Source organism: Citrobacter sp. RHB20-C16, assembly GCF_013890155.1.
Classification (GTDB): Bacteria; Pseudomonadota; Gammaproteobacteria; order Enterobacterales; family Enterobacteriaceae; genus Citrobacter_A; species Citrobacter_A amalonaticus.
In genome coordinates this window covers 4,572,929-4,595,283 of the sequence record NZ_CP057630.1, presented here as the reverse complement: position 1 = coordinate 4,595,283, position 22,355 = coordinate 4,572,929, and the positions used below count along the sequence as shown (strand labels likewise).

17 protein-coding genes are annotated in these 22,355 nt (G+C 55.1%); 10 read left to right on the top strand and 7 right to left on the bottom strand.

Features of this window, described 5'->3' with window-relative positions; all coding sequences use genetic code 11:
• Positions 1 to 54: 54 nt before the first annotated feature.
• Positions 55 to 1,080, bottom strand: coding sequence for a DNA-binding transcriptional regulator CytR (cytR, locus tag HVX64_RS21925; RefSeq protein WP_044257471.1), 1,026 nt, complete (start codon positions 1,078 to 1,080; stop codon positions 55 to 57).
• 157 nt (positions 1,081 to 1,237) lie between these two features.
• On the bottom strand, positions 1,238 to 3,439 hold the full coding sequence (gene priA, locus HVX64_RS21920) for a primosomal protein N' (protein ID WP_044257473.1): 2,202 nt from the start codon (positions 3,437 to 3,439) through the stop codon (positions 1,238 to 1,240).
• 202 nt (positions 3,440 to 3,641) lie between these two features.
• On the opposite strand from priA, the gene rpmE reads away from it, so the two are divergent.
• The 3 genes from rpmE to HVX64_RS21905 all read left to right on the top strand — a co-directional run bounded on the left by rpmE (position 3,642) and on the right by HVX64_RS21905 (position 6,503).
• Complete coding sequence (rpmE, locus tag HVX64_RS21915; RefSeq protein ID WP_042325590.1) at positions 3,642 to 3,854, top strand: 50S ribosomal protein L31; 213 nt, start codon at positions 3,642 to 3,644, stop codon at positions 3,852 to 3,854.
• Positions 3,855 to 4,200: 346 nt separating this feature from the next.
• Positions 4,201 to 4,881, top strand: coding sequence for an oligogalacturonate-specific porin KdgM family protein (locus HVX64_RS21910; protein WP_044257475.1), 681 nt, complete (start codon positions 4,201 to 4,203; stop codon positions 4,879 to 4,881).
• 89 nt (positions 4,882 to 4,970) lie between these two features.
• A complete protein-coding gene (locus HVX64_RS21905) occupies positions 4,971 to 6,503 on the top strand; it encodes an MFS transporter (protein WP_044257477.1) in 1,533 nt (510 codons plus the stop codon).
• 67 nt (positions 6,504 to 6,570) lie between these two features.
• On the opposite strand, the gene metJ is transcribed toward HVX64_RS21905, so the two are convergent.
• A complete protein-coding gene (gene metJ / locus HVX64_RS21900) occupies positions 6,571 to 6,888 on the bottom strand; it encodes a met regulon transcriptional regulator MetJ (protein WP_042325599.1) in 318 nt (105 codons plus the stop codon).
• Positions 6,889 to 7,165: 277 nt separating this feature from the next.
• Here metJ and metB point away from each other — a divergent pair, with 277 nt between their 5' ends.
• Positions 7,166 to 8,326: a cystathionine gamma-synthase gene (gene metB, locus HVX64_RS21895; RefSeq protein WP_044257479.1), complete on the top strand. Its 1,161-nt coding sequence runs from the start codon at positions 7,166 to 7,168 to the stop codon at positions 8,324 to 8,326.
• A 2-nt stretch (positions 8,327 to 8,328) separates the two neighbouring features.
• On the top strand, positions 8,329 to 10,761 hold the full coding sequence (metL, locus tag HVX64_RS21890; RefSeq protein ID WP_042998933.1) for a bifunctional aspartate kinase/homoserine dehydrogenase II: 2,433 nt from the start codon (positions 8,329 to 8,331) through the stop codon (positions 10,759 to 10,761).
• Positions 10,762 to 10,852: 91 nt separating this feature from the next.
• Here the strand turns inward: metL and HVX64_RS21885 are convergent, their stop codons facing one another.
• Complete coding sequence (locus tag HVX64_RS21885) at positions 10,853 to 11,224, bottom strand: carboxymuconolactone decarboxylase family protein (RefSeq protein ID WP_042998934.1); 372 nt, start codon at positions 11,222 to 11,224, stop codon at positions 10,853 to 10,855.
• 87 nt (positions 11,225 to 11,311) lie between these two features.
• Here HVX64_RS21885 and HVX64_RS21880 point away from each other — a divergent pair, with 87 nt between their 5' ends.
• The 4 genes from HVX64_RS21880 to HVX64_RS21865 all read left to right on the top strand — a co-directional run bounded on the left by HVX64_RS21880 (position 11,312) and on the right by HVX64_RS21865 (position 16,625).
• Positions 11,312 to 12,217 carry a LysR family transcriptional regulator gene (locus HVX64_RS21880; protein ID WP_044257480.1) on the top strand — a complete coding sequence of 302 codons (906 nt, stop codon included), beginning with the start codon at positions 11,312 to 11,314 and terminating at the stop codon, positions 12,215 to 12,217.
• Between the two features lie 157 nt (positions 12,218 to 12,374).
• Positions 12,375 to 13,265: a methylenetetrahydrofolate reductase gene (gene metF / locus HVX64_RS21875; protein WP_042998936.1), complete on the top strand. Its 891-nt coding sequence runs from the start codon at positions 12,375 to 12,377 to the stop codon at positions 13,263 to 13,265.
• A 165-nt stretch (positions 13,266 to 13,430) separates the two neighbouring features.
• On the top strand, positions 13,431 to 15,611 hold the full coding sequence (gene katG, locus HVX64_RS21870; protein WP_044257482.1) for a catalase/peroxidase HPI: 2,181 nt from the start codon (positions 13,431 to 13,433) through the stop codon (positions 15,609 to 15,611).
• 108 nt (positions 15,612 to 15,719) lie between these two features.
• A complete protein-coding gene (locus HVX64_RS21865; protein WP_044257484.1) occupies positions 15,720 to 16,625 on the top strand; it encodes a DMT family transporter in 906 nt (301 codons plus the stop codon).
• A gap of 44 nt (positions 16,626 to 16,669) precedes the next feature.
• Here HVX64_RS21865 and HVX64_RS21860 read toward each other — a convergent pair whose 3' ends face one another.
• From HVX64_RS21860 to ptsP, 3 genes are read right to left on the bottom strand one after another with little or no spacing between them, the layout of a single operon-like run.
• Positions 16,670 to 17,773 (bottom strand): glycerol dehydrogenase, encoded by a 1,104-nt coding sequence (locus HVX64_RS21860; protein ID WP_042998939.1) that lies wholly within the window; start codon positions 17,771 to 17,773, stop codon positions 16,670 to 16,672.
• Positions 17,774 to 17,785: 12 nt separating this feature from the next.
• Positions 17,786 to 18,448, bottom strand: a complete 663-nt coding sequence (gene fsa, locus HVX64_RS21855; RefSeq protein WP_042998940.1) for a fructose-6-phosphate aldolase — start codon at positions 18,446 to 18,448, stop codon at positions 17,786 to 17,788.
• Positions 18,449 to 18,459: 11 nt separating this feature from the next.
• A complete protein-coding gene (gene ptsP, locus HVX64_RS21850; protein ID WP_044257486.1) occupies positions 18,460 to 20,961 on the bottom strand; it encodes a phosphoenolpyruvate--protein phosphotransferase in 2,502 nt (833 codons plus the stop codon).
• Positions 20,962 to 21,269: 308 nt separating this feature from the next.
• Here ptsP and HVX64_RS21845 point away from each other — a divergent pair, with 308 nt between their 5' ends.
• The gene (locus tag HVX64_RS21845) at positions 21,270 to 22,349 is read left to right on the top strand and encodes a PTS fructose transporter subunit EIIC (protein ID WP_044257488.1); all 1,080 of its coding nucleotides are present in this window, start codon (positions 21,270 to 21,272) and stop codon (positions 22,347 to 22,349) included.
• Positions 22,350 to 22,355: the final 6 nt, after the last annotated feature.

The window sequence follows — 22,355 nt, the reverse complement described above, 5'->3', positions numbered from 1 at the left end:
CCCGCCATGTTACTTAAGCGGCGGGCCTTTGACCAGACACGGTGTCTGAAAGGTTTACGTTAAGGCACGCGTCGTACCCCGAAGGATTAACTCACAATCCATTAAACGCGAGCCGCTGTTGACATTTTGCCCCTGAATTTGGTCAAGCAGCAACAGCATCGCTTCGCGACCAATTTCGAAACGCGGTTGCGCAACGGTGGTCAGCGGCGGATCGCAAAACTCCGCCAGGGCGATGTTGTCGAAACCAATAATCGACAGGTCATCCGGGACGTTGATGCCCTGACGTTTGGCCCATGAGAGGGCACCAAGCGCCATAACATCGCTATGACAGAATACCGCTGTCGGTGGTTGCGGCAAGTCGAACAGTTGTTTAAGTGCATTGCCGCCAGCTTCGTAGGTAAAATCCCCACGGGCGATATAGTGCGGATCAACGGTAATACCGCAACGACGCAGCGCCTGCACGTAGCCCTGCAAGCGGTAATGACACAGCGGCATTTCTTCCGGCCCGGCAATACAGCCAATGCGCTGATGTCCCAGCTCATGCAGGTAGTTCACGGCATTGAAGGCGGCGGTCAGGTTATCGATATGGACGGTAGGCAGTTCCAGTTCCGGCGCAAACTCGTTCGCCATCACCATCGGCGGCAGATTGCGCTGCTCTTCAATACTGGCGTCAAACGGCAGACGAGAGCCCAGCAGCAGCATGCCATCAATTTGCTTGGTGATGATCAAATTGACGAAGGTTTTTTCCTGCTGGTTCTGATGCGCACAATCGCCGATCAGCACCAGATAGCCATGACTGGCGGCGGTGACCTCGATCCCACGGATCAGTTCGCTAAAGAAGGGATCGCAAATATCCGGAACAATCACCAGGATGGTTCGCGATTCATTACGTTTAACGTTGCGTCCCGCCGCCTGCGGTAAATACCCGACCTCTACAGCTGCCTGTTCAACCCGGTTTCGGGTGGACTGAGAGACTTTATCCGGGTTCATTAGCGCGCGAGACACGGTTGCCGTTGAGACTTTCGCCTTCATGGCAACATCTTTCATTGTAGCGGCAGCAACCTGCTTATTCGGTTTCACTCTTTCTCCTCGCCTGGGAAATCCGGCGCAGCACAATCCCTGTTTAAATTCACATCGGAAACATTTTTATCAGATAGCGAATGGAAACGGTTACAGAATTTTCATAAAAAGTGTGATGGGTGTTAAATTTTACGATCCGCCTCGCATCGTGAGGGGATTATCCCTCAATAGGATCGACATCCAGTACCCATTTCACCTTGCGTGAATCCGGTAAGGTATTGATGAGCGCGAGCGTTCCGCTGACGATATGTTGCAAACGAATTCGTGATGGATGTTGCAATAAAATCTGCCAGCGATAGCGTCCGCCGCGCTTCGGCGCCAGCGCCGGAACGGGGCCTAACACCCAGAGCTTGTCATCTGCCAGCGGGCTGGCCTGGATCAGATTACGCAGCTGCTGCAAAAACAGTGAAGCCTGCTGATTATTATGATCTTCAGCACGCACGATGACGTGGCTGGTCCACGGCGGCAGTTGCATCGTTTGGCGTTCGGCCAGCGCCTGTTCGGCAAATGCATCATAGCCTTTATGCAACAGAGTTTGCAGCAGCGGATGTTCCGGATGGTGAGTCTGCAAAACCACTTCCCCCTGTTTGCCTGCGCGTCCTGCGCGTCCGGACACCTGAGTATAAAGTTGGGCAAAGCGCTCCGCCGAGCGGAAGTCTGCGGAGAACAACGCGCCATCCACATCCAGCAGCGCAACCAGCGTCACATCAGGGAAGTGGTGACCTTTTGCCAGCATCTGGGTGCCGATCAGGATCCTTGCGCCGCCGCGATGGACTTCCGCCAGATGTTGCTCAAGCGATCCTTTTCGGCTGGTGGTGTCGCGGTCAATGCGGGAAATCGGCACGCCGGGAAAGAAGGGGGCTAAGGCTTGTTCAAGCTGCTCGGTGCCTAACCCGACCGGCACCATATGCGTGGAGCCGCAGGAGGGGCACTGACGCGGCACCGGGCGCTGACTGTCGCAGTGGTGGCAGCGCAAGTGGTGCTGCGCCTGGTGCAGGGTGTAGTAGTGATCGCAACGCGGACACTCTGCAATCCAGCCGCAGTCGTGGCAAAGCAACGCAGGCGCAAAACCCCGGCGGTTGAGGAATAAAATTACCTGGTTATCGGCCTGTAAATGCTGGCGCATACGGGCGATTAACGCCGGTGCCAGGCCTGCCTGCACCTGTTGACCTTTTAAATCGAGTACATGCTGAGTGGCGGGGCGTGCGTTTCCGGCACGACGCGTCAGGCGCAGCATGCGGTATTTTTTCTGCCTGACATTGCAAAGCGTCTCAAGCGCCGGCGTTGCCGAACCGAGGATAATCGGGATGCGTTCACTATGGGCGCGCCAGACCGCCAGATCGCGGGCATGGTAGCGCCAGCCTTCCTGCTGTTTATAGGAACTGTCGTGTTCTTCATCGATCACGATCACGCCAAGATTTTTAAACGGTGTAAATAAGGAGGAACGGGTGCCAATAACGATCGCGGCTTCGCCGTTTTTCGCCTTCAGCCAGGCAGAGAGGCGTTCGCTGTCGTTGAGAGCGGAGTGCAGCACTTCCACCGGCGCGTTGAAACGTTCGCGAAAGCGGGCGATGGTTTGCGGCGTCAGGCCAATTTCCGGCACCATTACCAGCGCCTGTTTACCCTGCGCGAGGACGTTTTCCAGTACGCTCAGGTAAACTTCGGTTTTACCTGAGCCTGTCACCCCGGCCAGCAGCCAGGCGGAGAAACTGTCTGACGCACTGTGAATGGCGCCAACGGCGGTGGCCTGTTCGGTGTTCAGGCGCAGACGTTCGCCGCAGACCGCGTAATTTGTGCGCCAGTCGCTAAAACCAGGCGTTTCGCTCGCCAGTTCGCACAAGCCTTTTTTACGCAGCGCCTGAAGCGCGGCATCGTTGAATTCGAGAGCAGCCACCTGATCGCGCCAGATTTTCCCCTGCCGTAACGCAGCCAGCGCCTGCTGCTGTTTGGGGGAACGCTTCAGGCTATTGAGATCAATGGCCTGACCCTCTTCGGTGGCAAACCAGTACCACATTGGCGCGTTGGTAGCAGGTTTCCCCTGACGCAACAGGATGGGCAGAGCGTGGAACAGCACATCGCCGATGGGATGATAATAATAATCCGCCGCCCAGATCAGCAGACGCCAGACAGAGGTCGAAAAGAGCGGTTCATCATCCAGCACGTCAACGATCGCTTTCAGTTCATTCAGCGGCAGCTCGCTTTTGTCGCTGACCGAAACCACGATCCCGACGCGCTCTTGCTGTTTGCCAAACGGCACGCGCACGCGACATCCTGCCTTGACGCTGCTCATGCCTTCCGGCAGAAGATAGTCAAAGGTGCGGGGAAGCGGAACGGGTAAGGCAACGCGCGCTACGGGCATAAATCGTCCTGACTTGAAATCTGGCGGGTTAGTATACACATTAGTCGTGGGTGACGAGCGAATCAGTTTGCATGAGTGGGCTAATTTCTGTATGATTCGCCGCCTTTGATGCAAATTGATTGTGTCAAACTATACTATCAACATCGCGTGGTGTCTGGCGTTAGGGCTGGAAGAGCGACGCGGCCTTAAACTGAGGTTTCCCATGAAAAAAGATATTCACCCGAAATACGAAGAAATTACTGCTACCTGTTCTTGCGGTAACGTCATGAAAATCCGCTCTACCGTTGGTCACGATCTGAACCTGGACGTGTGCGGTAAATGCCACCCGTTCTACACTGGCAAACAGCGTGACGTTGCAACCGGTGGCCGTGTTGACCGCTTCAACAAGCGTTTCAACATCCCGGGCAGCAAATAAGTTTCAGCTGTCAAAAAAAAGCGCCGACTGGCGCTTTTTTTGTCTCTGAAATTTATCTGTTCCATATATATCATTAATGTCTTGAATAAATAACGCCATGGCAAATTGAAATGGTGTTTTTAATTTATCGATAAATTGTTTCTGTTGGTGATGTCTGTCTCTCTTATCTTCCTTTTTTTGCCATGATTTTTATTTGCTGGCAAAATTTAAAAGGTTTTAACTTTCCCACTTAAATAAACTTCACTTCGTAATATAAAATTATCCTTGTTTTCATCATTGCATTTTTATCGTTGTGATGTTGATAAGGTCAGATTGTTTTTGATGTATTCTATTGAGAGGGATTGCTATGAAGCGTGGATATGCGTTATTACTTATTCCAATATTATCTGGAGCCGCTCATGCTGGCTACGTAGATTATCGTCATGAATATTATGACGACGGACGTAACTATGACCGTGTTTATATGTCCCATCGTTTTGCCAGTGGATTTGGCGTTGCGGTAGAAGCGATTTCGCGCTCTGATGATTCGGATCCAAAACATCCGGTTAATAACATGGAGACGAACGGTAACGAGTACACGGCCAGTTACCAGTTCACCTGGCAAGACCTTGTCTGGCAACCGGGACTGGCGATAGAAACAGATGAAGGTCAGGCAATCTATAAGCCGTACTTGCGTGTGCAATATAATATCAATGATAGCTGGTGGACGGCATTCCGCTATCGTTTTGAGTATACTCGTCGCAATTCAGAAGTCAGAGATGATCGAATGGTTTATCGCCCGGAGGCCTGGTTGGGCTATAACCTTCATGACTGGATGTTTGAACTGAACGGTATTTATAAAATCGCAGACAGTGAAGATTTATATAATAATAAAAAAGAAGACTATGAACTTAACTTTCGCGTTGCCTATAAAATAGGTTCCTGGATTCCTTTTGCTGAAGTGGGTAACGTCTCTTCCGGCTATAATACAGCGACAACCGACGATCGTCAGACACGTTATCGTATTGGTATTGGTTATACTTTCTGATTAATAAATTCTTCTCTATGACATATTCCTGTGCGGTAAGCGTATTTTTTTGCCGCGCGTACTTCATGCTTAATAATCAGGGAATCCAGATGAATAAGCGAAAAATAGGTCTTGTGAATTACCTCGCCTATGGCTCAGGTGATTGTCTTGGCGCAGGGACAACCGCGCTGACTGCGGCATGGTTATTATATTTTTTCACCACCTTTTGCGGATTAACACCAATAGAGGCGACGTTTATTTTTGCGATGGCGAGAATTTTGGATGCGGTGGTCAGTCCGCTGATGGGATATCTGACGGATAGCTTTGGCAATACGTGGTTGGGAAAACGATTTGGTCGACGGAAGTTCTTTATTTTACTGGGTATTCCCTGCGTTTTCTCCTATAGCCTGATGTGGATGGAGGGAATGAGCTACTGGTATTATCTGGCCGCCTATCTGTTGTTCGACGTGGTCTACACCATGATTTTGGTGCCTTATGAAACGCTGGTTCCGGAAATGACCGACGACTTCAGGCAGAAAACGAAGTTTTCCGGGGCGCGTATCGCGATGGCGCAACTGTCAGCGATCCTGGCGGCTTTTTTACCCGGTATTTTGCTGAACCATTTTGGTAAGGACAATGCCATCTCCTTCTTTTACGCCAGCCTGGTGTTCGCCATTATGTGTGCCGTGGTGCTGACTTTCGTCTGGATCTTTACCTGGGAACGTGAACGTAGTGCGGAAGAGCTGGCGGTGCAGGCGCAAAAGCTGACTCTGGGGCAGAGTCTGCATCGCCTGGTGATTGAGCTGAGCTCAACGTTTCGCATTCGAATTTTTCGTCTGCATCTCGGGATGTATCTCGGCGGCTATATTGCGCAGGACGTTTTTAACGCCGTGTTTACCTATTACGTGGTGTTCGTGCTGATGCAAAGCCCAACGCTGGCGTCCAATCTCATGGGGACGATGGCGATCCTGCAGTTTATCGCCGTGATGGCGATGATCCCGCTGTGTATCCGTTTTGGCCCGGCGCCGTCGTATCGTGTGGTGGTGCTGCTGTTTGGTCTGGGCGCGCTGTCATACTCCGCACTGTACTATAGCGGGATGAGCGACAATTCGGCGCTGTTGCTGCTGATTTCCGCGGTGGCCGGTCTGGGGCGCGGCGGCATCAATTATATCCCGTGGAACATTTATACCTATATTGCGGATGTGGATGAGGTCATCACCGGACAGCGTCGCGAGGGGATATTTGCGGGCATCATGACCCTGACTCGCAAAGCGTCTCAGGCCGGTGCCGTAATGTTGGTCGGCATTGTGATGCAGTATTCCGGTTTTGTCTCAGGACAGGCCACTCAGGTGCCGGGTGTCAGCCATACCATCATGCTGATTCTGAGTTTCGGTACGGTGGCGGTGCTCTGCATGGGATTCCTGGTTTCACTGCGTTTTCGATTAAACCTGAAAACGCACAAAGTACTGCGCGAAGAGACACTGAAAATGCGTCAGGCCGGAGGGGTTACCCCGGACGCGATCACACCTCAGGCGCGCCAGACCGTGGAGATGCTGGCTGGTATGCCGTACGAACAGCTGTGGGGAAACAATACGATTGGTTATGTAAACCGGCAGAAGGCGCAGTACCATCAGCCAGCCTGATCCGAGAGAGCCAAACCGATAATCACCATGAAAAAAAGCAGAAGCGTGGCTTCTGCTCTTTTCTGCATCAATATTCCCACGTCTCCGGGTCGATGCCCAGTTCGCGCATAATTTCTTTCGCCGCTTCCGGGATTTCATCGCTACGCTCTTTGCGCAGGTCTGCATCGTTTGGCAGGGGTTGTCCGGTAAAAGCATGCAGAAACGCTTCACACAGCAGCTCGCTGTTGGTGGCGTGACGCAGGTTGTTCACCTGACGACGCGTGCGTTCATCGGTGAGGATTTTTAACACCTTCAGAGGAATGGAAACCGTAATTTTCTTTACTTGCTCACTCTTCTTACCGTGCTCAGCGTATGGGCTGATATATTCGCCGCTCCATTCAGCCATGAGATACCTTAATCCTCTTCGTCATTAATATGGGGCAAGACCATACTATTAGTATGCCTACTCGCCGTAATTCCGCATAGTTTACCGTACAGGCGATACCGTGACACGGATTAAGCACCTGTAGTTGTGCGCTAATGCAGATAATTTTAACGGCTATTTCCGGTTTGCTCAATCTATACGCAAAGAAGTTTAGATGTCCAGATGTATTGACGTCTATTGTTAACCTGTTTACTCTGGGACCTGACTTTTCATCGACTCAGCTCAGGAACACCCTAACATGACGCGTAAACAGGCCACCATCGCAGTGCGTAGCGGGTTAAATGACGACGAACAGTACGGTTGCGTCGTTCCGCCGATTCACCTTTCCAGTACCTATAATTTTACCGGTTTTAATGAGCCGCGCGCCCATGACTACTCCCGTCGCGGTAACCCGACGCGCGATGTGGTCCAGCGTGCGCTGGCCGAACTGGAAGGCGGTGCGGGTGCAGTACTGACCAATACCGGTATGTCGGCGATTCATCTGGTGACGACCGTGTTCCTGAAGCCCGGAGATCTGCTGGTTGCGCCACATGACTGCTACGGCGGCAGCTACCGCCTGTTTGACAGCCTGGCGAAGCGCGGATGCTATCGCGTGCACTTTGTCGATCAGGGAGATGAGCAGGCGTTGCAGGCCGCGCTGGCAGAAAAACCTAAACTGGTGCTGGTAGAAAGTCCGAGTAATCCGCTGTTACGCGTGGTGGATATTGCGAAAATCTGTCAACTGGCACGTGAAGCCGGGGCCGTCAGCGTTGTCGATAACACTTTTTTAAGCCCGGCGCTGCAAAATCCGCTGGCATTGGGCGCCGATCTGGTGTTGCATTCATGCACGAAATATCTGAATGGTCACTCTGACGTCGTGGCGGGCGTGGTGATAGCCAAAGATCCGGAAATCGTCACCGAACTGGCCTGGTGGGCGAATAATATCGGCGTGACCGGCAGCGCGTTTGACAGCTACCTGCTGCTGCGCGGGCTGCGTACGCTGTCGCCGCGCATGGAAGTGGCGCAGCGTAATGCACAGGCGATCGTCGATTACCTGCAAACCCAGCCGCTGGTGAAAAAGCTGTATCACCCGTCGCTGCCAGAAAATCAGGGGCATGACATTGCCGCGCGTCAGCAGAAAGGCTTTGGCGCAATGTTGAGTTTTGAACTGGATGGCGATGAGCAGACGCTGCGTCGTTTCCTGAGTGGGCTGTCGTTGTTTACGCTGGCGGAATCTTTAGGGGGAGTGGAAAGCTTAATCTCTCACGCCGCAACGATGACGCATGCTGGCATGGCGCCAGAAGCGCGTGCGGCCGCCGGGATCTCCGAGACGCTGCTGCGTATCTCCACGGGTATTGAAGATGGCGAAGATTTAATTGCCGACCTGGAAAATGGCTTCCGGGCTGCAAACAAGGGGTAAACATGAGTGTGATTGCGCAGGCAGGGGCGAAGGGTCGTCAACTGCACAAATTTGGTGGTAGTAGTCTGGCTGACGTGAAGTGTTATCTGCGCGTCGCGGGCATCATGGCGGAATACTCACAGCCTGACGACATGATGGTGGTTTCCGCTGCGGGCAGTACGACCAACCAACTGATCAGTTGGCTGAAATTAAGTCAGACCGATCGCCTCTCTGCGCATCAGGTACAACAGACCCTGCGACGCTATCAGTGTGAACTGATTAGCGGCTTGCTTCCCGCCGACGTGGCGGAGGCATTAACCAGCCTGTTTATCAGCGATCTGGAACGTCTGGCCAATCTGCTGGACAGCGGCGTGAATGACGCCGTTTATGCGGAAGTCGTGGGCCACGGTGAAGTATGGTCAGCGCGTCTGATGTCGGCTGTGCTCAATCAGCAGGGCATGGAGTCGGCCTGGCTGGATGCGCGTGAATTCTTACGCGCTGAGCGCGCTGCGCAACCGCAGGTGGATGAAGGGCTTTCTTACCCGTTATTACAGCAACTGCTGATCCAGCATCCGCAGAAACGTCTGGTCGTGACCGGTTTTATCAGTCGTAGTAATGCGGGTGAAACGGTGCTGCTGGGCCGTAACGGTTCTGACTACTCCGCCACGCAGATTGGCGCGCTGGCGGGCGTTTCCCGCGTTACCATCTGGAGTGATGTGGCCGGCGTTTACAGCGCTGACCCGCGTAAAGTCAAAGATGCCTGCCTGCTGCCGCTGCTGCGTCTGGATGAAGCCAGCGAGCTGGCGCGTCTGGCGGCGCCGGTTCTGCACGCCCGCACGCTGCAGCCGGTTTCTGGCAGCGATATCGATCTCCAGTTGCGCTGTAGTTATACGCCAGATCAAGGTTCCACGCGCATTGAGCGTGTATTAGCTTCCGGGACCGGTGCGCGTATCGTGACCAGCCATGATGACGTCTGCCTGATTGAATTTCAGGTGCCCGCCAGCCATGACTTTAAGCAGGCGCATAAAGATATCGATCAGGTCCTCAAGCGGGCGCAGGTGCGTCCGCTGGCCGTTGGCGTCCATACCGATCGTCATCTGCTGCAGTTCTGCTATACCTCGGAAGTGGCCGACAGCGCCTTGCGAATCCTCGATGAAGCCGGTCTGCCGGGTGAACTGCGATTGCGTCAGGGGCTGGCGCTGGTGGCGATGGTGGGCGCAGGCGTCACCCGTAACCCGCTGCACTGCCATCGTTTCTGGCAACAGTTGAAAGGACAGCCGGTAGAATTTACCTGGCAGTCGGAAGAGGGCATCAGCCTGGTGGCCGTACTGCGTACCGGCCCAACGGAGAGCCTGATTCAGGGTCTGCATCAGTCCATTTTCCGCGCTGAAAAACGCATCGGCCTGGTGCTTTTCGGCAAGGGCAACATCGGCTCCCGCTGGCTTGAGCTGTTTGCCCGCGAGCAGAGCACGCTCTCGGCGCGTACCGGATTTGAATTTGTGCTGGCCGGGGTGGTGGATAGCCGTCGCAGCCTGCTGAACTACGAAGGGCTGGACGCCAGCCGGGCGCTGGCGTTCTTCAATGATGAAGCCATTGAACAGGATGAAGAGTCGCTGTTCCTGTGGATGCGCGCACACCCGTATGACGATTTGGTGGTGCTGGATGTGACCGCGAGCGAACAGCTGGCGGATCAGTATCTCGACTTTGCCAGCCACGGTTTTCACGTCATCAGCGCCAACAAGCTGGCTGGGGCGAGCACCAGCAATAAGTATCGCCAGATCCACGACGCGTTTGATAAGACCGGGCGCCACTGGCTGTATAACGCGACCGTGGGTGCGGGGTTGCCGATCAACCACACCGTGCGCGATCTGATCGACAGCGGCGACACCATCCTGTCGATCAGCGGGATCTTCTCCGGCACGCTGTCCTGGCTGTTCCTGCAGTTTGATGGCTCTGTGCCGTTTACCGATCTGGTGGATCAGGCCTGGCAACAGGGACTGACGGAGCCGGATCCGCGCGTTGACCTGTCGGGTAAAGATGTGATGCGCAAGCTGGTGATTCTGGCACGCGAAGCAGGCTACGACATCGAGCCGGATCAGGTCCGCGTTGAGTCGCTGGTTCCCGCGCATTGTGAAGAAGGCTCAATCGACCACTTCTTTGAGAATGGCGATGAGCTGAACGATCAGATGGTGCAGCGTCTGGAAGCGGCCCGTGAAATGGGGCTGGTACTGCGCTATGTGGCGCGTTTCGACGCCAATGGCAAAGCGCGTGTTGGCGTGGAAGCGGTTCGCCCGGAGCATCCGCTGGCAGCGCTGCTGCCGTGCGATAACGTCTTTGCTATCGAAAGCCGCTGGTATCGCGATAACCCGTTAGTGATCCGCGGGCCCGGTGCCGGGCGTGACGTCACTGCCGGGGCGATTCAGTCGGATATTAACCGTCTGGCGCAGCTGCTGTAGTTTTTTGCCGGATGGCGCAGTGCGCTTATCCGGCCGATGGTTCGGGCGTAATTCAGGCCGGATAAGATGCTTCAGCATCCTGTCCGGCGTGTTACCGACCAGCAAACACCTCTTTTGCGGCGAACAGACCGTTCAGCGCCGCCGGGAAACCGGCATACACTGCCATCTGCATCATGACCTCAATAATCTCCTCCTGCGTTAACCCGACATGCAGCGCGGCAGCAATGTGAACCTTCAACTGCGGTGCGGCGTTGCCCAGTGCGGTTAAGGCGGCGACGGTGGCGATTTCCCGACTGCGTAAATCCAGTCCGGGGCGGGAATAAATGTCGCCAAAAGGAAACTCAATCAGATAGCGAGCGAAGTCGGGAGCGATGTCCTTCAGGCTCTCGACGACGGCATCGCCGCCTTTGCCATCAACCTGCTGTAGCATGTTCTGACCGGTGATAAAGCGTTCTGAATGCATAGTGTCTTCCTCATCTGTTAGTGATGACGTGAGGATAGGGTGGGTGGAATGATTTGGATAATACCGTTTCCGTGATACCTTTTCGGTATGACAACACCGCTTCTGCACTCTCTGGATATTCGCCTGCTGCGTTACTTTGCCGTGGTGGCGGAAGAGAACAACATGAGCCGGGCAGCCCTGCGACTGTTTATGTCGCAACCGCCGCTTAGCCGCCATATACGCCAGCTTGAAGAACGTCTGGGGGTGACGCTGTTTGTCCGTCATACCAAAGGGTTGACGCTGACGAATGAGGGGCTGCGCGTGCTGGAGATCGTGCGTCCGCTGCTGGAACAGCAGGATAAAACCTATGCGGCCCTGAATCAGCTTGCGCCAGACGGCGTGCAGTCGTTGCGTCTGGGGCTGACGACGGCATTTGAGCAGGGCGTTTTCGCCGCGCTGGAAACGCAACTGAATACCCGTGTTGATACCCTGCGTCTTGTGCGCCAGGGCTCGCCCGATCTCATACGTCAGGTGCGACGCGGAAAACTGGATGCTGCCGTGGTGGCGTTGCCGCTGGAGACCGCAGGACTTGCCGTCACGCCGCTCGACTGGCGTGAGCCGCTCATCGCAGCGCTACCTGCCATTTGGTCAGAGGCTGGCAGTGACACCCTCTCCCTGAAAGCACTTAATCACCGGCCGCTGTTCTGGTTTAGCCGGGAACGAAATCCGGCCTTCTTTGACGCTACGCGGGCACGCTTTAGGCGTGTGGGTTACGCTCCTGCCTGTCTTGAAGAGCCGCTGGAGCATGACGTTCTGCTGGCGCGAATAGCCCATGGCGATGGTCTGAGCTTATTCCCTGCTTCCTTTGCCGCTATTCAGCGTCAGGGCGTGGTTTTTCGACCACTGAGCGAGGGTGAACTCAGCATTCAGGCGGGGCTGGCGATGTTGCCGGAGAACGCTGCCCGCTTACAATGGCTGAAAAGCATGATGCTGTCCGCTGGTATAGCCCACTAACGTGAATTTTTTTCATCTTCCCTGACTTTTCCTCACCATCAACGATGATTTTTCAGTTGACGTCATCGTGCTTTTCCGTCATTTTTACATCTGGACGTCTAAACGGATAGATGTTCACAACACAACATATAATGACAAGCGATTGATGAGGTAAGGTATGAGCTTTTTTCACGCCAACCAGCGGGAAGCCCTGAATCAGAGCCTGGCGGAAGTCCAGGGTCAGATTAACGTTTCGTTCGAGTTTTTCCCGCCGCGCACCAGTGAAATGGAGCAAACCCTGTGGAATTCCATCGATCGCCTGAGCAGCCTGAAGCCGAAGTTTGTTTCGGTAACCTACGGCGCCAACTCTGGCGAACGCGATCGCACGCACAGCATCATCAAAGGGATTAAAGATCGCACCGGTCTGGAAGCCGCACCGCACCTGACCTGTATTGATGCGACCCGCGATGAACTGCGTACTATTGCACAGGACTACTGGAACAACGGAATCCGCCACATCGTTGCGCTGCGCGGCGATTTGCCGGCAGGCAGCGGTAAGCCCGATATGTATGCTGCCGACCTGGTGAGCCTGCTGAAAGAGGTGGCCGACTTTGATATCTCCGTCGCCGCTTACCCGGAAGTGCATCCGGAAGCGAAAAGCGCGCAGGCGGATCTGCTCAACCTGAAACGTAAAGTGGATGCCGGGGCGAACCGCGCCATTACCCAATTTTTCTTTGATGTCGAAAGCTACCTGCGTTTTCGTGACCGCTGCGTCTCTGCGGGTATCGACGTGGAAATCATTCCTGGCATTCTGCCGGTCTCGAACTTTAAGCAGGCGAAGAAGTTTGCCGATATGACCAATGTGCGCATTCCGGCGTGGATGTCACAGATGTTTAATGGCCTCGATGACGATGCGGAAACCCGTAAGCTGGTGGGAGCAAATATCGCCATGGACATGGTGAAAATTTTAAGCCGGGAAGGTGTAAAAGACTTTCATTTCTATACACTTAACCGCGCTGAAATGAGTTATGCCATTTGCCACACCCTGGGTGTCAGACCCGGTATCTAAATGCCTCGGCCCTCCCCGGAGGGCTTTATTACACCTCATTTTGATCTACATCTCTGTAACTAAAAATATAAAAGGTATCGGCTATCGAATCTGTGGATTTTTTCGACTATATCTTATCTCTGTAGGTGTATATCGTAATGTAAACACTGTAAAGGGAGCATATAGATGAGCACGCCAGACGATATCCATAACCCGACGTCCGCCGGAAAATGTCCTTTTCATCAGGGCGGCCATGACCAGAGCGCTGGAGCAGGAACAACCAGCCGTGACTGGTGGCCTAACCAGCTCCGCGTCGACTTGTTAAACCAACATTCCAATCGCTCAAACCCGCTGGGTGAAGATTTCGATTACCGCAAAGAATTCAGCAAATTAGATTATTCCACGCTGAAAGGCGATCTCAGAGCGCTTCTCACCGAATCTCAACCGTGGTGGCCTGCTGACTGGGGAACGTATGCCGGTCTGTTTATCCGCATGGCCTGGCACGGGGCTGGTACCTATCGTTCCGTTGACGGACGCGGCGGCGCAGGTCGCGGACAGCAGCGTTTTGCTCCCCTGAACTCCTGGCCGGATAACGTGAGTCTGGACAAGGCGCGTCGTCTGCTGTGGCCAATCAAGCAAAAATACGGACAAAAAATTTCCTGGGCCGACCTGTTTATTCTGGCGGGTAACGTTGCGCTGGAAAACTCCGGCTTCCGTACCTTTGGTTTCGGTGCGGGTCGTGAGGACGTCTGGGAACCGGATCTGGATGTAAACTGGGGCGATGAGAAAACGTGGCTTGCCCACCGTGATCCGGAAGAGCTGGCTAAACGTCCTTTAGCCGCCACCGAGATGGGGCTGATCTATGTTAACCCGGAAGGTCCTAACGCCAGCGGTGAACCGCTTTCGGCGGCTTCAGCGATTCGTGCAACCTTTGGCAACATGGGGATGAACGACGAAGAGACCGTTGCGTTGATTGCCGGCGGTCACACATTAGGGAAAACCCACGGCGCAGGCCCGGCGACGCACGTCGGCCCGGACCCGGAAGTGGCACCGATCGAAAACCAGGGTTTAGGCTGGAAAAGTGATTTTGGTAGCGGTGTGGGCGCGGATGCGATTACATCCGGACTGGAAGTGGTCTGGACGCAAACCCCAACCCAGTGGAGCAACTACTTCTTCGAGAACCTGTTCAAATATGAGTGGGTACAGACGCGCAGTCCGGCTGGCGCCATCCAGTTTGAAGCAGTCGATGCGCCAGAAATCATTCCTGATCCATTCGACCCGTCGAAAAAACGTAAGCCGACGATGCTGGTCACCGACCTGACGCTGCGTTTTGATCCGGAATTCGAAAAAATTTCCCGCCGTTTCCTGAACGATCCGCAGGCGTTTAACGAAGCCTTCGCCCGTGCGTGGTTCAAACTGACCCACCGTGATATGGGGCCGAAAGCGCGTTACATCGGTCCGGAAGTGCCAAAAGAAGATCTGATTTGGCAGGACCCGCTGCCGCAACCCACCTTCAATCCAACGGAAGAAGATATCCTGAGCCTGAAGTCTGCCATTGCGGATTCCGGTCTCTCTGTCGGCGAACTGGTGTCCGTTGCGTGGGCGTCTGCGTCGACCTTCCGCGGGGGGGATAAACGTGGCGGGGCGAACGGTGCGCGTCTGGCATTAGCGCCGCAGCGCGGCTGGGATGTCAATGCGATTGCTACGCGTGCGCTGCCGGTTCTGGAGAAAATCCAGCGTGATTCCGCTAAAGCGTCGCTGGCCGATATCATTGTTCTTGCCGGTGTCGTGGGGGTTGAAAAAGCCGCCAGCGCTGCAGGTGTCAGCATTCATGTGCCGTTTACGCCTGGTCGTGTGGATGCGCGTCAGGATCAGACAGATATTGAGATGTTTGAGCTCCTCAAACCGATCGCCGATGGGTTCCGTAACTATCGCGGTGAACCTGGCGTGGCAACAACAGAGTCTCTGCTGATCGATAAAGCGCAGCAGTTGACTCTGACCGCACCAGAAATGACCGTGCTGGTGGGTGGTCTGCGCGTGCTTGGCGCGAACTACGACGGCAGTAAACATGGTGTCTTTACCGATCGTCCGGGTGTACTCAGCAATGACTTCTTCGTCAACCTGCTGGATATGCGTCACGAATGGAAACCGGTTGATGAGTCAAACGAACAGTTTGAAGGTCGCGATCGTCAGACAGGTGAAGTGAAATACACCGCTTCTCGTGCGGACCTGGTTTTTGGCTCTCATGCGGTGCTGCGTGCTCTGGCGGAAGTGTATGCCGGTAGCGATGCGCACGTGAAGTTCGTGAAGGACTTTGTTGCGGCATGGGTGAAAGTGATGAACCTGGACCGTTTCGACCTGCAGTAAGCCCACCCCTGATGTAATCTGACCCCACTTCAGCGACGGCTTGCAGTCGCTGAAGTGTATTTGTAGGGGTATAGTGTCCGCAGGAAACGTCAATCTATTGGATCTATCATGTCTGTCTCAGGAAAGGGCAATCCACTGGCAATCGGTGGTCTTATCTTGCTTACCCTTATCTGGAGCTATAGCTGGATTTTTATGAAGCAGGTCACGAGCTATATCGGCGCGTTCGACTTCACTGCATTACGCTGTATCTTCGGAGCCTTAATATTATTCCTCGTCCTCCTTTTGCGCGGCCGTGGCCTGCACCCGACGCCGTTTCGGTTTACGCTGGCGATTGCGCTGTTGCAGACCTGCGGGATGATTGGCTTCGGTCAGTGGGCGCTGGTCAGCGGCGGGGCGGGGAAAGTCGCTATCCTGACCTATACCATGCCGTTTTGGGTCGTTATTCTGGCGGCGCTGTTTCTGGGGGAGCGACTGCGACGCCTGCAATACGCCGCAATTGCCATTTCCGCAATAGGGTTACTGCTTGTGCTGCAACCGTGGCAACTGAATTTATCAACGTTGAAGAGCGCTCTGCTGGCGATTCTCTCCGGAGTCAGCTGGGGAGCGAGCGCCATTGTCGCTAAACGTCTTTATACCCGCCATCCACGCGTCGATTTGCTGTCGTTAACGGCCTGGCAGATGTTGTATGCCGCGCTGGTGATGAGTGCGGTGGCCTGGCTGGTGCCGCAGCGGGAAGTTGACTGGCAGCCGGTGGTCCTCTGGGCGCTGGGATATAGCGCGATTCTGGCGACGGCGCTGGCCTGGAGTTTGTGGCTGTTTGTCCTGAAGAATTTGCCTGCCAGTATCGCCAGCTTAAGCACCCTGGCGGTGCCGGTCTGTAGCGTGCTGTTTTCCTGGTGGCTGCTTGGTGAAAACCCCGGTCCCGTTGAGGGTGGGGGAATTGTGCTGATCGTTATGGCGCTGGCAATTGTCAGCCGGAAAAAGCGTGAGGTGCAGGTGGTCGAACAGGCCTGATGAGATAAGAAACACTCCCGGCGAGGCCGGGAGTGTAGAGCGTGTTATTCCCACTCTTGCAGATAGCGCTGACCGTACTGGTCGGCAACCAACAGTGCGGCATAAACCTGATCCGGCGTTGCGCCGCCAGGCATGTTGTGAATGGTTTCGCCTTCCGCGCAGGAGGCTTCTGCCACAATACGCATCTTCGCCGGGATATCCTGTTTGATATCCAGTTGCGCCAGCGTAATCGGCAGACCGACGGAATGGCACAGTGCGGCAACGGTCTCAATCTCTTCAACCGGCGCGTTTTCCAGAATCAGCTGCGTCAGCGTACCGAAGGCCACTTTTTCACCGTGATAATAGTGATGCGCATCCGGGATCGCCGTCAGACCGTTGTGAACCGCGTGCGCGGCAGCCAGACCGCCGCTTTCAAAGCCGACGCCGCTCAGATAGGTGTTGGCCTCAATCACGCGCTCAAGCGCCGGGGTCACGACATGCTGCTCGGCGGCGAGCATTGCTTTTTCACCTTCTTCGAGCAGCGTGTTGTAGCACAGTTCAGCCAGCGCCAGCGCCGCCTGAGTGCATTTGCCGCCCGCCATGGTGATCGCGCCGCTGCGTGAACACGCGCGTGCTTCAAACCACGTGGCCAGCGCATCACCAATCCCTGCGGCTAACAGACGCGCCGGGGCGCCGGCAACGATTTTGGTGTCGACGATAACCATATGCGGGTTGTGCGGTAGCAGCAGATAACGGTCAAATTCACCAGCATCGGTGTAGATAACGGAAAGTGCGCTGCAGGGCGCATCGGTTGAGGCGATGGTCGGGGCGATCGCCACAGGCAGGTTCATAAAGTGGGCAAGGGCTTTGGCGGTATCCAGCGTTTTACCGCCGCCGATGCCGAGCACCGCGCTACACTGCGCATTTTCCGCCACGCTGCGCAAACGGTCGATCTCGTTTTGCGAGCATTCACCGCCAAACGGCGCGACTTCCAGCGCCAGTCCTGCGTTTTTAAAGCTTTTTTCCAGTTCGCCCTGAGCGAAACCGAGAACAAATTTGTCGCCAACAACCAGCCAACGTTCAGCCAACGGCTTGAGGTATTCGCCAAGACGAGTGATGACATCTGCACCCTGGATGTACTTACCAGGGGATTGAATAATGCGATCCATACCTTATTTCCCTCACAGGTTGATGTTACCGAATGCGTTTTTCCAGTCTTGCTCAAACTTCTCAACAGCTGACTCTACCGCAGGGGTATCGAGCATTTGTTGCGCTACATCTAAAGGAAGGGTGATTGCTTCACAGCCCACCAGCAGACAGTCCAGCGCCTGGCGCGGGGTCTTGAAACTGGCGGCCAGCACTTTGCTTTTCGGGGCATGACGTTCCAGTAGCGTCTGTAATTCCTGAACGGTGCGAATACCGTCTCCGCCCTGGGCATCTACGCGGTTGACGTAAGGCGCGACATATTTTGCCCCCGCCAGCGCGGCAAGTAGTCCCTGAGAGGCGCTGTACACGGCGGTTCCCAGGGTGACTATGCCCTCTTTTTTCAACTGCTTGATGGCGACCAGTCCTTCAGAGGTTACTGGTATTTTCACCACAATTCCCGGAACGGCATTGTTCAGACGTTTAGCTTCGTTCACCATTCCCTGCGCATCGCGACTCATGGTCTGGGCAAACAGAACGCCGTTTTCGCCAATCACCTTTTGCAGACGCGGCAGAACATCCCAGATGGATTCTTTGCTTGCCGCGATAATACTCGGGTTGGTCGTCACCCCGGCGATAGGGAAGATGCGGGCCAGACGTTCGACTTCCGCCACATTGGCGCTATCCAGATACAGTTCCATTTTGCTTCCTCTTAAAGTTCAAGCTCATGTTGCAGCAGGCTGGCAATCGCGTCGGCAGACGCGGCATTCACCAGCGCATTGCGAAATTCTTCGTGCATAATGCGACGGGCCAGGCGTGAGAAAATACGCATGTGCTGGTCCCCCGCCGCGTGTTTGTTGAGCGTTAGCATGATGATGAACTGCGCCTCGTCATCTCCCCAGCGGACAGGCGCTTTCAGGCGTGCCACGCTGATAGTGGACTGCTCAATGTGTTCAGATTTGCTGTGCGGAATGGCGAAGCTGAAGCCCAGCCCGGTAGAGAATACTGCCTCACGAGCCCACAGATCGGCTTCCAGTTTGCGGGGGTAGCGGCAGCGGCTGGCGAGCAGCAGGTTGTCGGTCATCCCTTTGATCACCTCTTCTTTGCTGCGCCAGTCACTGTCGAGGGTGATGCACTGGGCGGTGACCAGTGGGGCATCCTGCTGTGACATGCGGAACTGCGCCAGCAGATGCTCCACTTCCAGCGACGTGCGACAGGCCATCGCCTGATTCAGCAATTGGCGGCAGGCACGACTGTCGAGTTGCGCCATTCGCGCTTTAGCGGCAGGAATGGCGGGGGCGCTCATGCTGATTTCATCCAGCCCCAACCCGACCAGCAATGGCAGAACGGAACCTTTTGCCCCGAGCTCGCCACACAGGCCGATCCATTTCCCCTGACGGTGCACCGCCTGCACCGCGAAATCCAGCGCGCGCAGAAAGGCCGGGTTCAGGCTGTTGTAGTGGCGGGTCACTTTGGCGTTATCGCGGTCAACGGCCAACAGGTATTGCGTCAGGTCATTGCTGCCAATACTAAAAAAATCAATCTCTTCACAGCACTGGTCGATGATGAACATCACTGACGGGACTTCCAGCATAATGCCGAGCGGGATCTTCTCATCAAATGGGATCTGTTCATTGCGAAGCTGCTGTTTGGCTTCCGCCAGTTTCTCTTTCACCCACAGGATCTCTTCCATTGAGGAGATCATCGGGATCATAATTTTCAGGCTTCCGTGCGCCGATGCGCGCAGGATCGACCGGAGCTGAGTGGTAAACAGCGCGGCGTACTCTTCATAGATACGCACGGCGCGATAGCCGAGGAACGGGTTGGCTTCAGCAGGAATATTCAGATAATCAACGGGCTTATCGCCGCCGATATCCATCGTACGCACAATAATGCTGCGCCCCTGTGCGGATTCCAGCGCCTGGCAAAAAATGTTGTACAGCTCGTTCTCGTCCGGAGCGCTGAGCCGATCCATATACAGCATTTCGGTGCGGAACAGGCCAACCGCCTCCGCGCCGTTGCCAAATGCCGCCTGCGCTTCCACGGAGTGAGCAATGTTGGCGGCAACTTCCATACGAATGCCGTCGGCCGTGCGCGCTTCCTGGGTCAGCCAGACGCGCTGTTGCTCGCGCAGCGCCTCGTGTACACGGGCTTCCTGCTGATAGTAGCGGCTGACCGGTTCATCAGGCGCGACCACCACCGCTCCCGCATTGCCATCGATATAAACTTCTTGCTGCAGCCACGGGGTTAAAGCGTCAATCGCGACACCGACCAGAGTGGGGATGTTGAATGAACGAGCAAGAATCACCGTGTGCGAAGTGGTGCCGCCGCTTTTCAACAGCAGTCCTTTGAGGAACGTTTTGTCCAGTTCCAGGAACTGGCTGGGCGTCAACTCATCCGCCATACAGATGGTGGGTTGGGTCAGCTTTCCCGGTGCCGGAAAGCGCTTTTCGCCGTAGATGTGTTGCAGCAACTGGAAACAGACGTCGCGAACGTCCAGCGCGCGTTCCTGCAAATAGCGACTGCTGGAACGGGCAAACTCATCGCAGAAATGGTTGGCGCTGTCGACAATCGCCTGCGCGCAGCTTAAGCCGCGAGAAACGCCTGCCAGCAAATGCTGACGTAAGGAGGTATCGCCCGCCAGCGAACGGTGGGCTTCCAGAATCGCACTGGTGGTGCCGTCGCTGTCGAGCAAACGAAACGCAATGTTTTTTACCAGCAGCGTTAAGCCGCGATCCAGCGCCGACTGCTCGCTTTCCACATCGCCTGCCACAGGGAGTTCGCCGAGCGCGTTGAGATCCAGCGAAGAGAGAAGCGTCAGGATACCGCCCGCGCTACCACTGCAAACGCTACGGGCGCGGAAAAGCTGCGGGTTCAGGTGAGTCAGTGAAGCCGGTAGTGGTTCTAATTCGCTGTTACTGGCTTCTGCCAGCGGGGCATCGCAGTGGGGGAACTCGTCGCGCAGCCACAGGCTCAGGCGCTGATGGGCATCGGCTTCATCTGCTCCTGTAATGAGCAACTGGCAGGGGTCGCCAGCCAGCGTATCCGTGCCAATCAACGCCAGTGCGCTCTTGGCGTTGCCCTTACGATCGGTTCGCAGGTTGTGCCACTCAATGTGTGAAGTAAAGGTGTTACACAGGGTCTCAACATGGCTTGCCGGGCGCGCATGGACGCCATTGGGCAGCTCACAGGTAAATTCCACAATCAGGGCCATTGCCTTTCTCCCATAACGGTTTTCTGTCTACAGCATAAAAGGCCTTGCTTGTTCGCTGCCATGTGACAATTCTGCCAAAAACTGGACAAATGTAATGTAAGGCGAAAAGTGGGAGACAGTTCACAAGTCCTCCCGGTATCCGTGAATTCTCTTATCCTTCAACTTATGAAGCGGATCGCATTTTTGTACTGACATTACAAAAATCCAGTAAATGGCCTTTTTATCCACTGTCTGCGACCTTGCGGATTGCCTATTGTTTGCCACAACAACGTTATGGATATGGGCAAACACCTGCCCGGGAGCGACTTATGAATGAGTTGGTACACATCCTGAAAAATACCCGTCAGCATCTGATGACGGGGGTGTCGCATATGATCCCCTTTGTGGTTGCGGGCGGCATCTTACTGGCAGTCTCCGTCATGCTGTATGGGAAAGGGGCGGTGCCTGATGCCGCGACCGATCCGAATCTCAAAAAGCTGTTTGATATCGGCGTGGCCGGGCTGACCCTGATGGTGCCTTTCCTTGCGGCGTACATTGGTTATTCCATTGCGGAACGCTCCGCGCTGGCACCATGCGCGATTGGTGCCTGGGTAGGCAACAGCTTCGGCGCCGGGTTCTTCGGGGCGCTGATTGCCGGGATTATCGGCGGCATTGTGGTGTATTACCTGAAAAAAATTCCGGTCCATAAGGTATTGCGTTCTGTCATGCCCATCTTCGTGATTCCTGTCATCGGGACCTTTATTACGGCGGGCATCATGATGTGGGGACTGGGCGAACCCGTTGGCGCGCTGACCGCCAGTCTGACCCAGTGGCTGCAAGGCATGCAGCAGGGCAGCATCGTGATGTTAGCCGTGATTATGGGGCTGATGCTGGCCTTTGACATGGGCGGCCCGATCAACAAAGTGGCCTACGCCTTCATGCTGATTTGTGTAGCGCAGGGGGTTTACACCGTCGTGGCCATTGCGGCGGTCGGGATCTGCGTGCCGCCGCTGGGCTTAGGACTGGCGACGCTGGTGGGGCGTAAAAATTTCTCTTCTGAAGAGCGCGAAGCCGGTAAAGCGGCGCTGGTGATGGGATGTGTGGGCGTTACCGAAGGGGCGATTCCTTTCGCTGCCGCTGACCCGCTGCGCGTCATTCCTTCCATCATGCTGGGTTCGGCCTGTGGTGCGGCCACGGCGGCATTGTTCGGCGCTCAGTGTTACGCAGGCTGGGGTGGACTGATTGTTCTGCCGGTGGTTGAAGGTAAGTTGGGTTATGTCGCCGCGGTGGCGGTAGGTGCGGTGGTGACGGCTATCTGTGTGAACGTGCTGAAAAGCCTGGCGCGCAAGAATGTCTCTCAGACCGACGAGAAAGAAGACGATCTGGATTTAGATTTTGAAATTAATTAAGTGAGG

Coding starts and splice junctions, on each gene's coding strand:
- priA (WP_044257473.1), bottom strand. CDS start 3,439: ATGCCCGTAGCGCGCGTTGCCTTACCCGTTCCGCTTCCCCGCACCTTT.
- rpmE (WP_042325590.1), top strand. CDS start 3,642: ATGAAAAAAGATATTCACCCGAAATACGAAGAAATTACTGCTACCTGT.
- HVX64_RS21910 (WP_044257475.1), top strand. CDS start 4,201: ATGAAGCGTGGATATGCGTTATTACTTATTCCAATATTATCTGGAGCC.
- HVX64_RS21905 (WP_044257477.1), top strand. CDS start 4,971: ATGAATAAGCGAAAAATAGGTCTTGTGAATTACCTCGCCTATGGCTCA.
- metJ (WP_042325599.1), bottom strand. CDS start 6,888: ATGGCTGAATGGAGCGGCGAATATATCAGCCCATACGCTGAGCACGGT.
- metB (WP_044257479.1), top strand. CDS start 7,166: ATGACGCGTAAACAGGCCACCATCGCAGTGCGTAGCGGGTTAAATGAC.
- metL (WP_042998933.1), top strand. CDS start 8,329: ATGAGTGTGATTGCGCAGGCAGGGGCGAAGGGTCGTCAACTGCACAAA.
- HVX64_RS21885 (WP_042998934.1), bottom strand. CDS start 11,224: ATGCATTCAGAACGCTTTATCACCGGTCAGAACATGCTACAGCAGGTT.
- HVX64_RS21880 (WP_044257480.1), top strand. CDS start 11,312: ATGACAACACCGCTTCTGCACTCTCTGGATATTCGCCTGCTGCGTTAC.
- metF (WP_042998936.1), top strand. CDS start 12,375: ATGAGCTTTTTTCACGCCAACCAGCGGGAAGCCCTGAATCAGAGCCTG.
- katG (WP_044257482.1), top strand. CDS start 13,431: ATGAGCACGCCAGACGATATCCATAACCCGACGTCCGCCGGAAAATGT.
- HVX64_RS21865 (WP_044257484.1), top strand. CDS start 15,720: ATGTCTGTCTCAGGAAAGGGCAATCCACTGGCAATCGGTGGTCTTATC.
- HVX64_RS21860 (WP_042998939.1), bottom strand. CDS start 17,773: ATGGATCGCATTATTCAATCCCCTGGTAAGTACATCCAGGGTGCAGAT.
- fsa (WP_042998940.1), bottom strand. CDS start 18,448: ATGGAACTGTATCTGGATAGCGCCAATGTGGCGGAAGTCGAACGTCTG.
- ptsP (WP_044257486.1), bottom strand. CDS start 20,961: ATGGCCCTGATTGTGGAATTTACCTGTGAGCTGCCCAATGGCGTCCAT.
- HVX64_RS21845 (WP_044257488.1), top strand. CDS start 21,270: ATGAATGAGTTGGTACACATCCTGAAAAATACCCGTCAGCATCTGATG.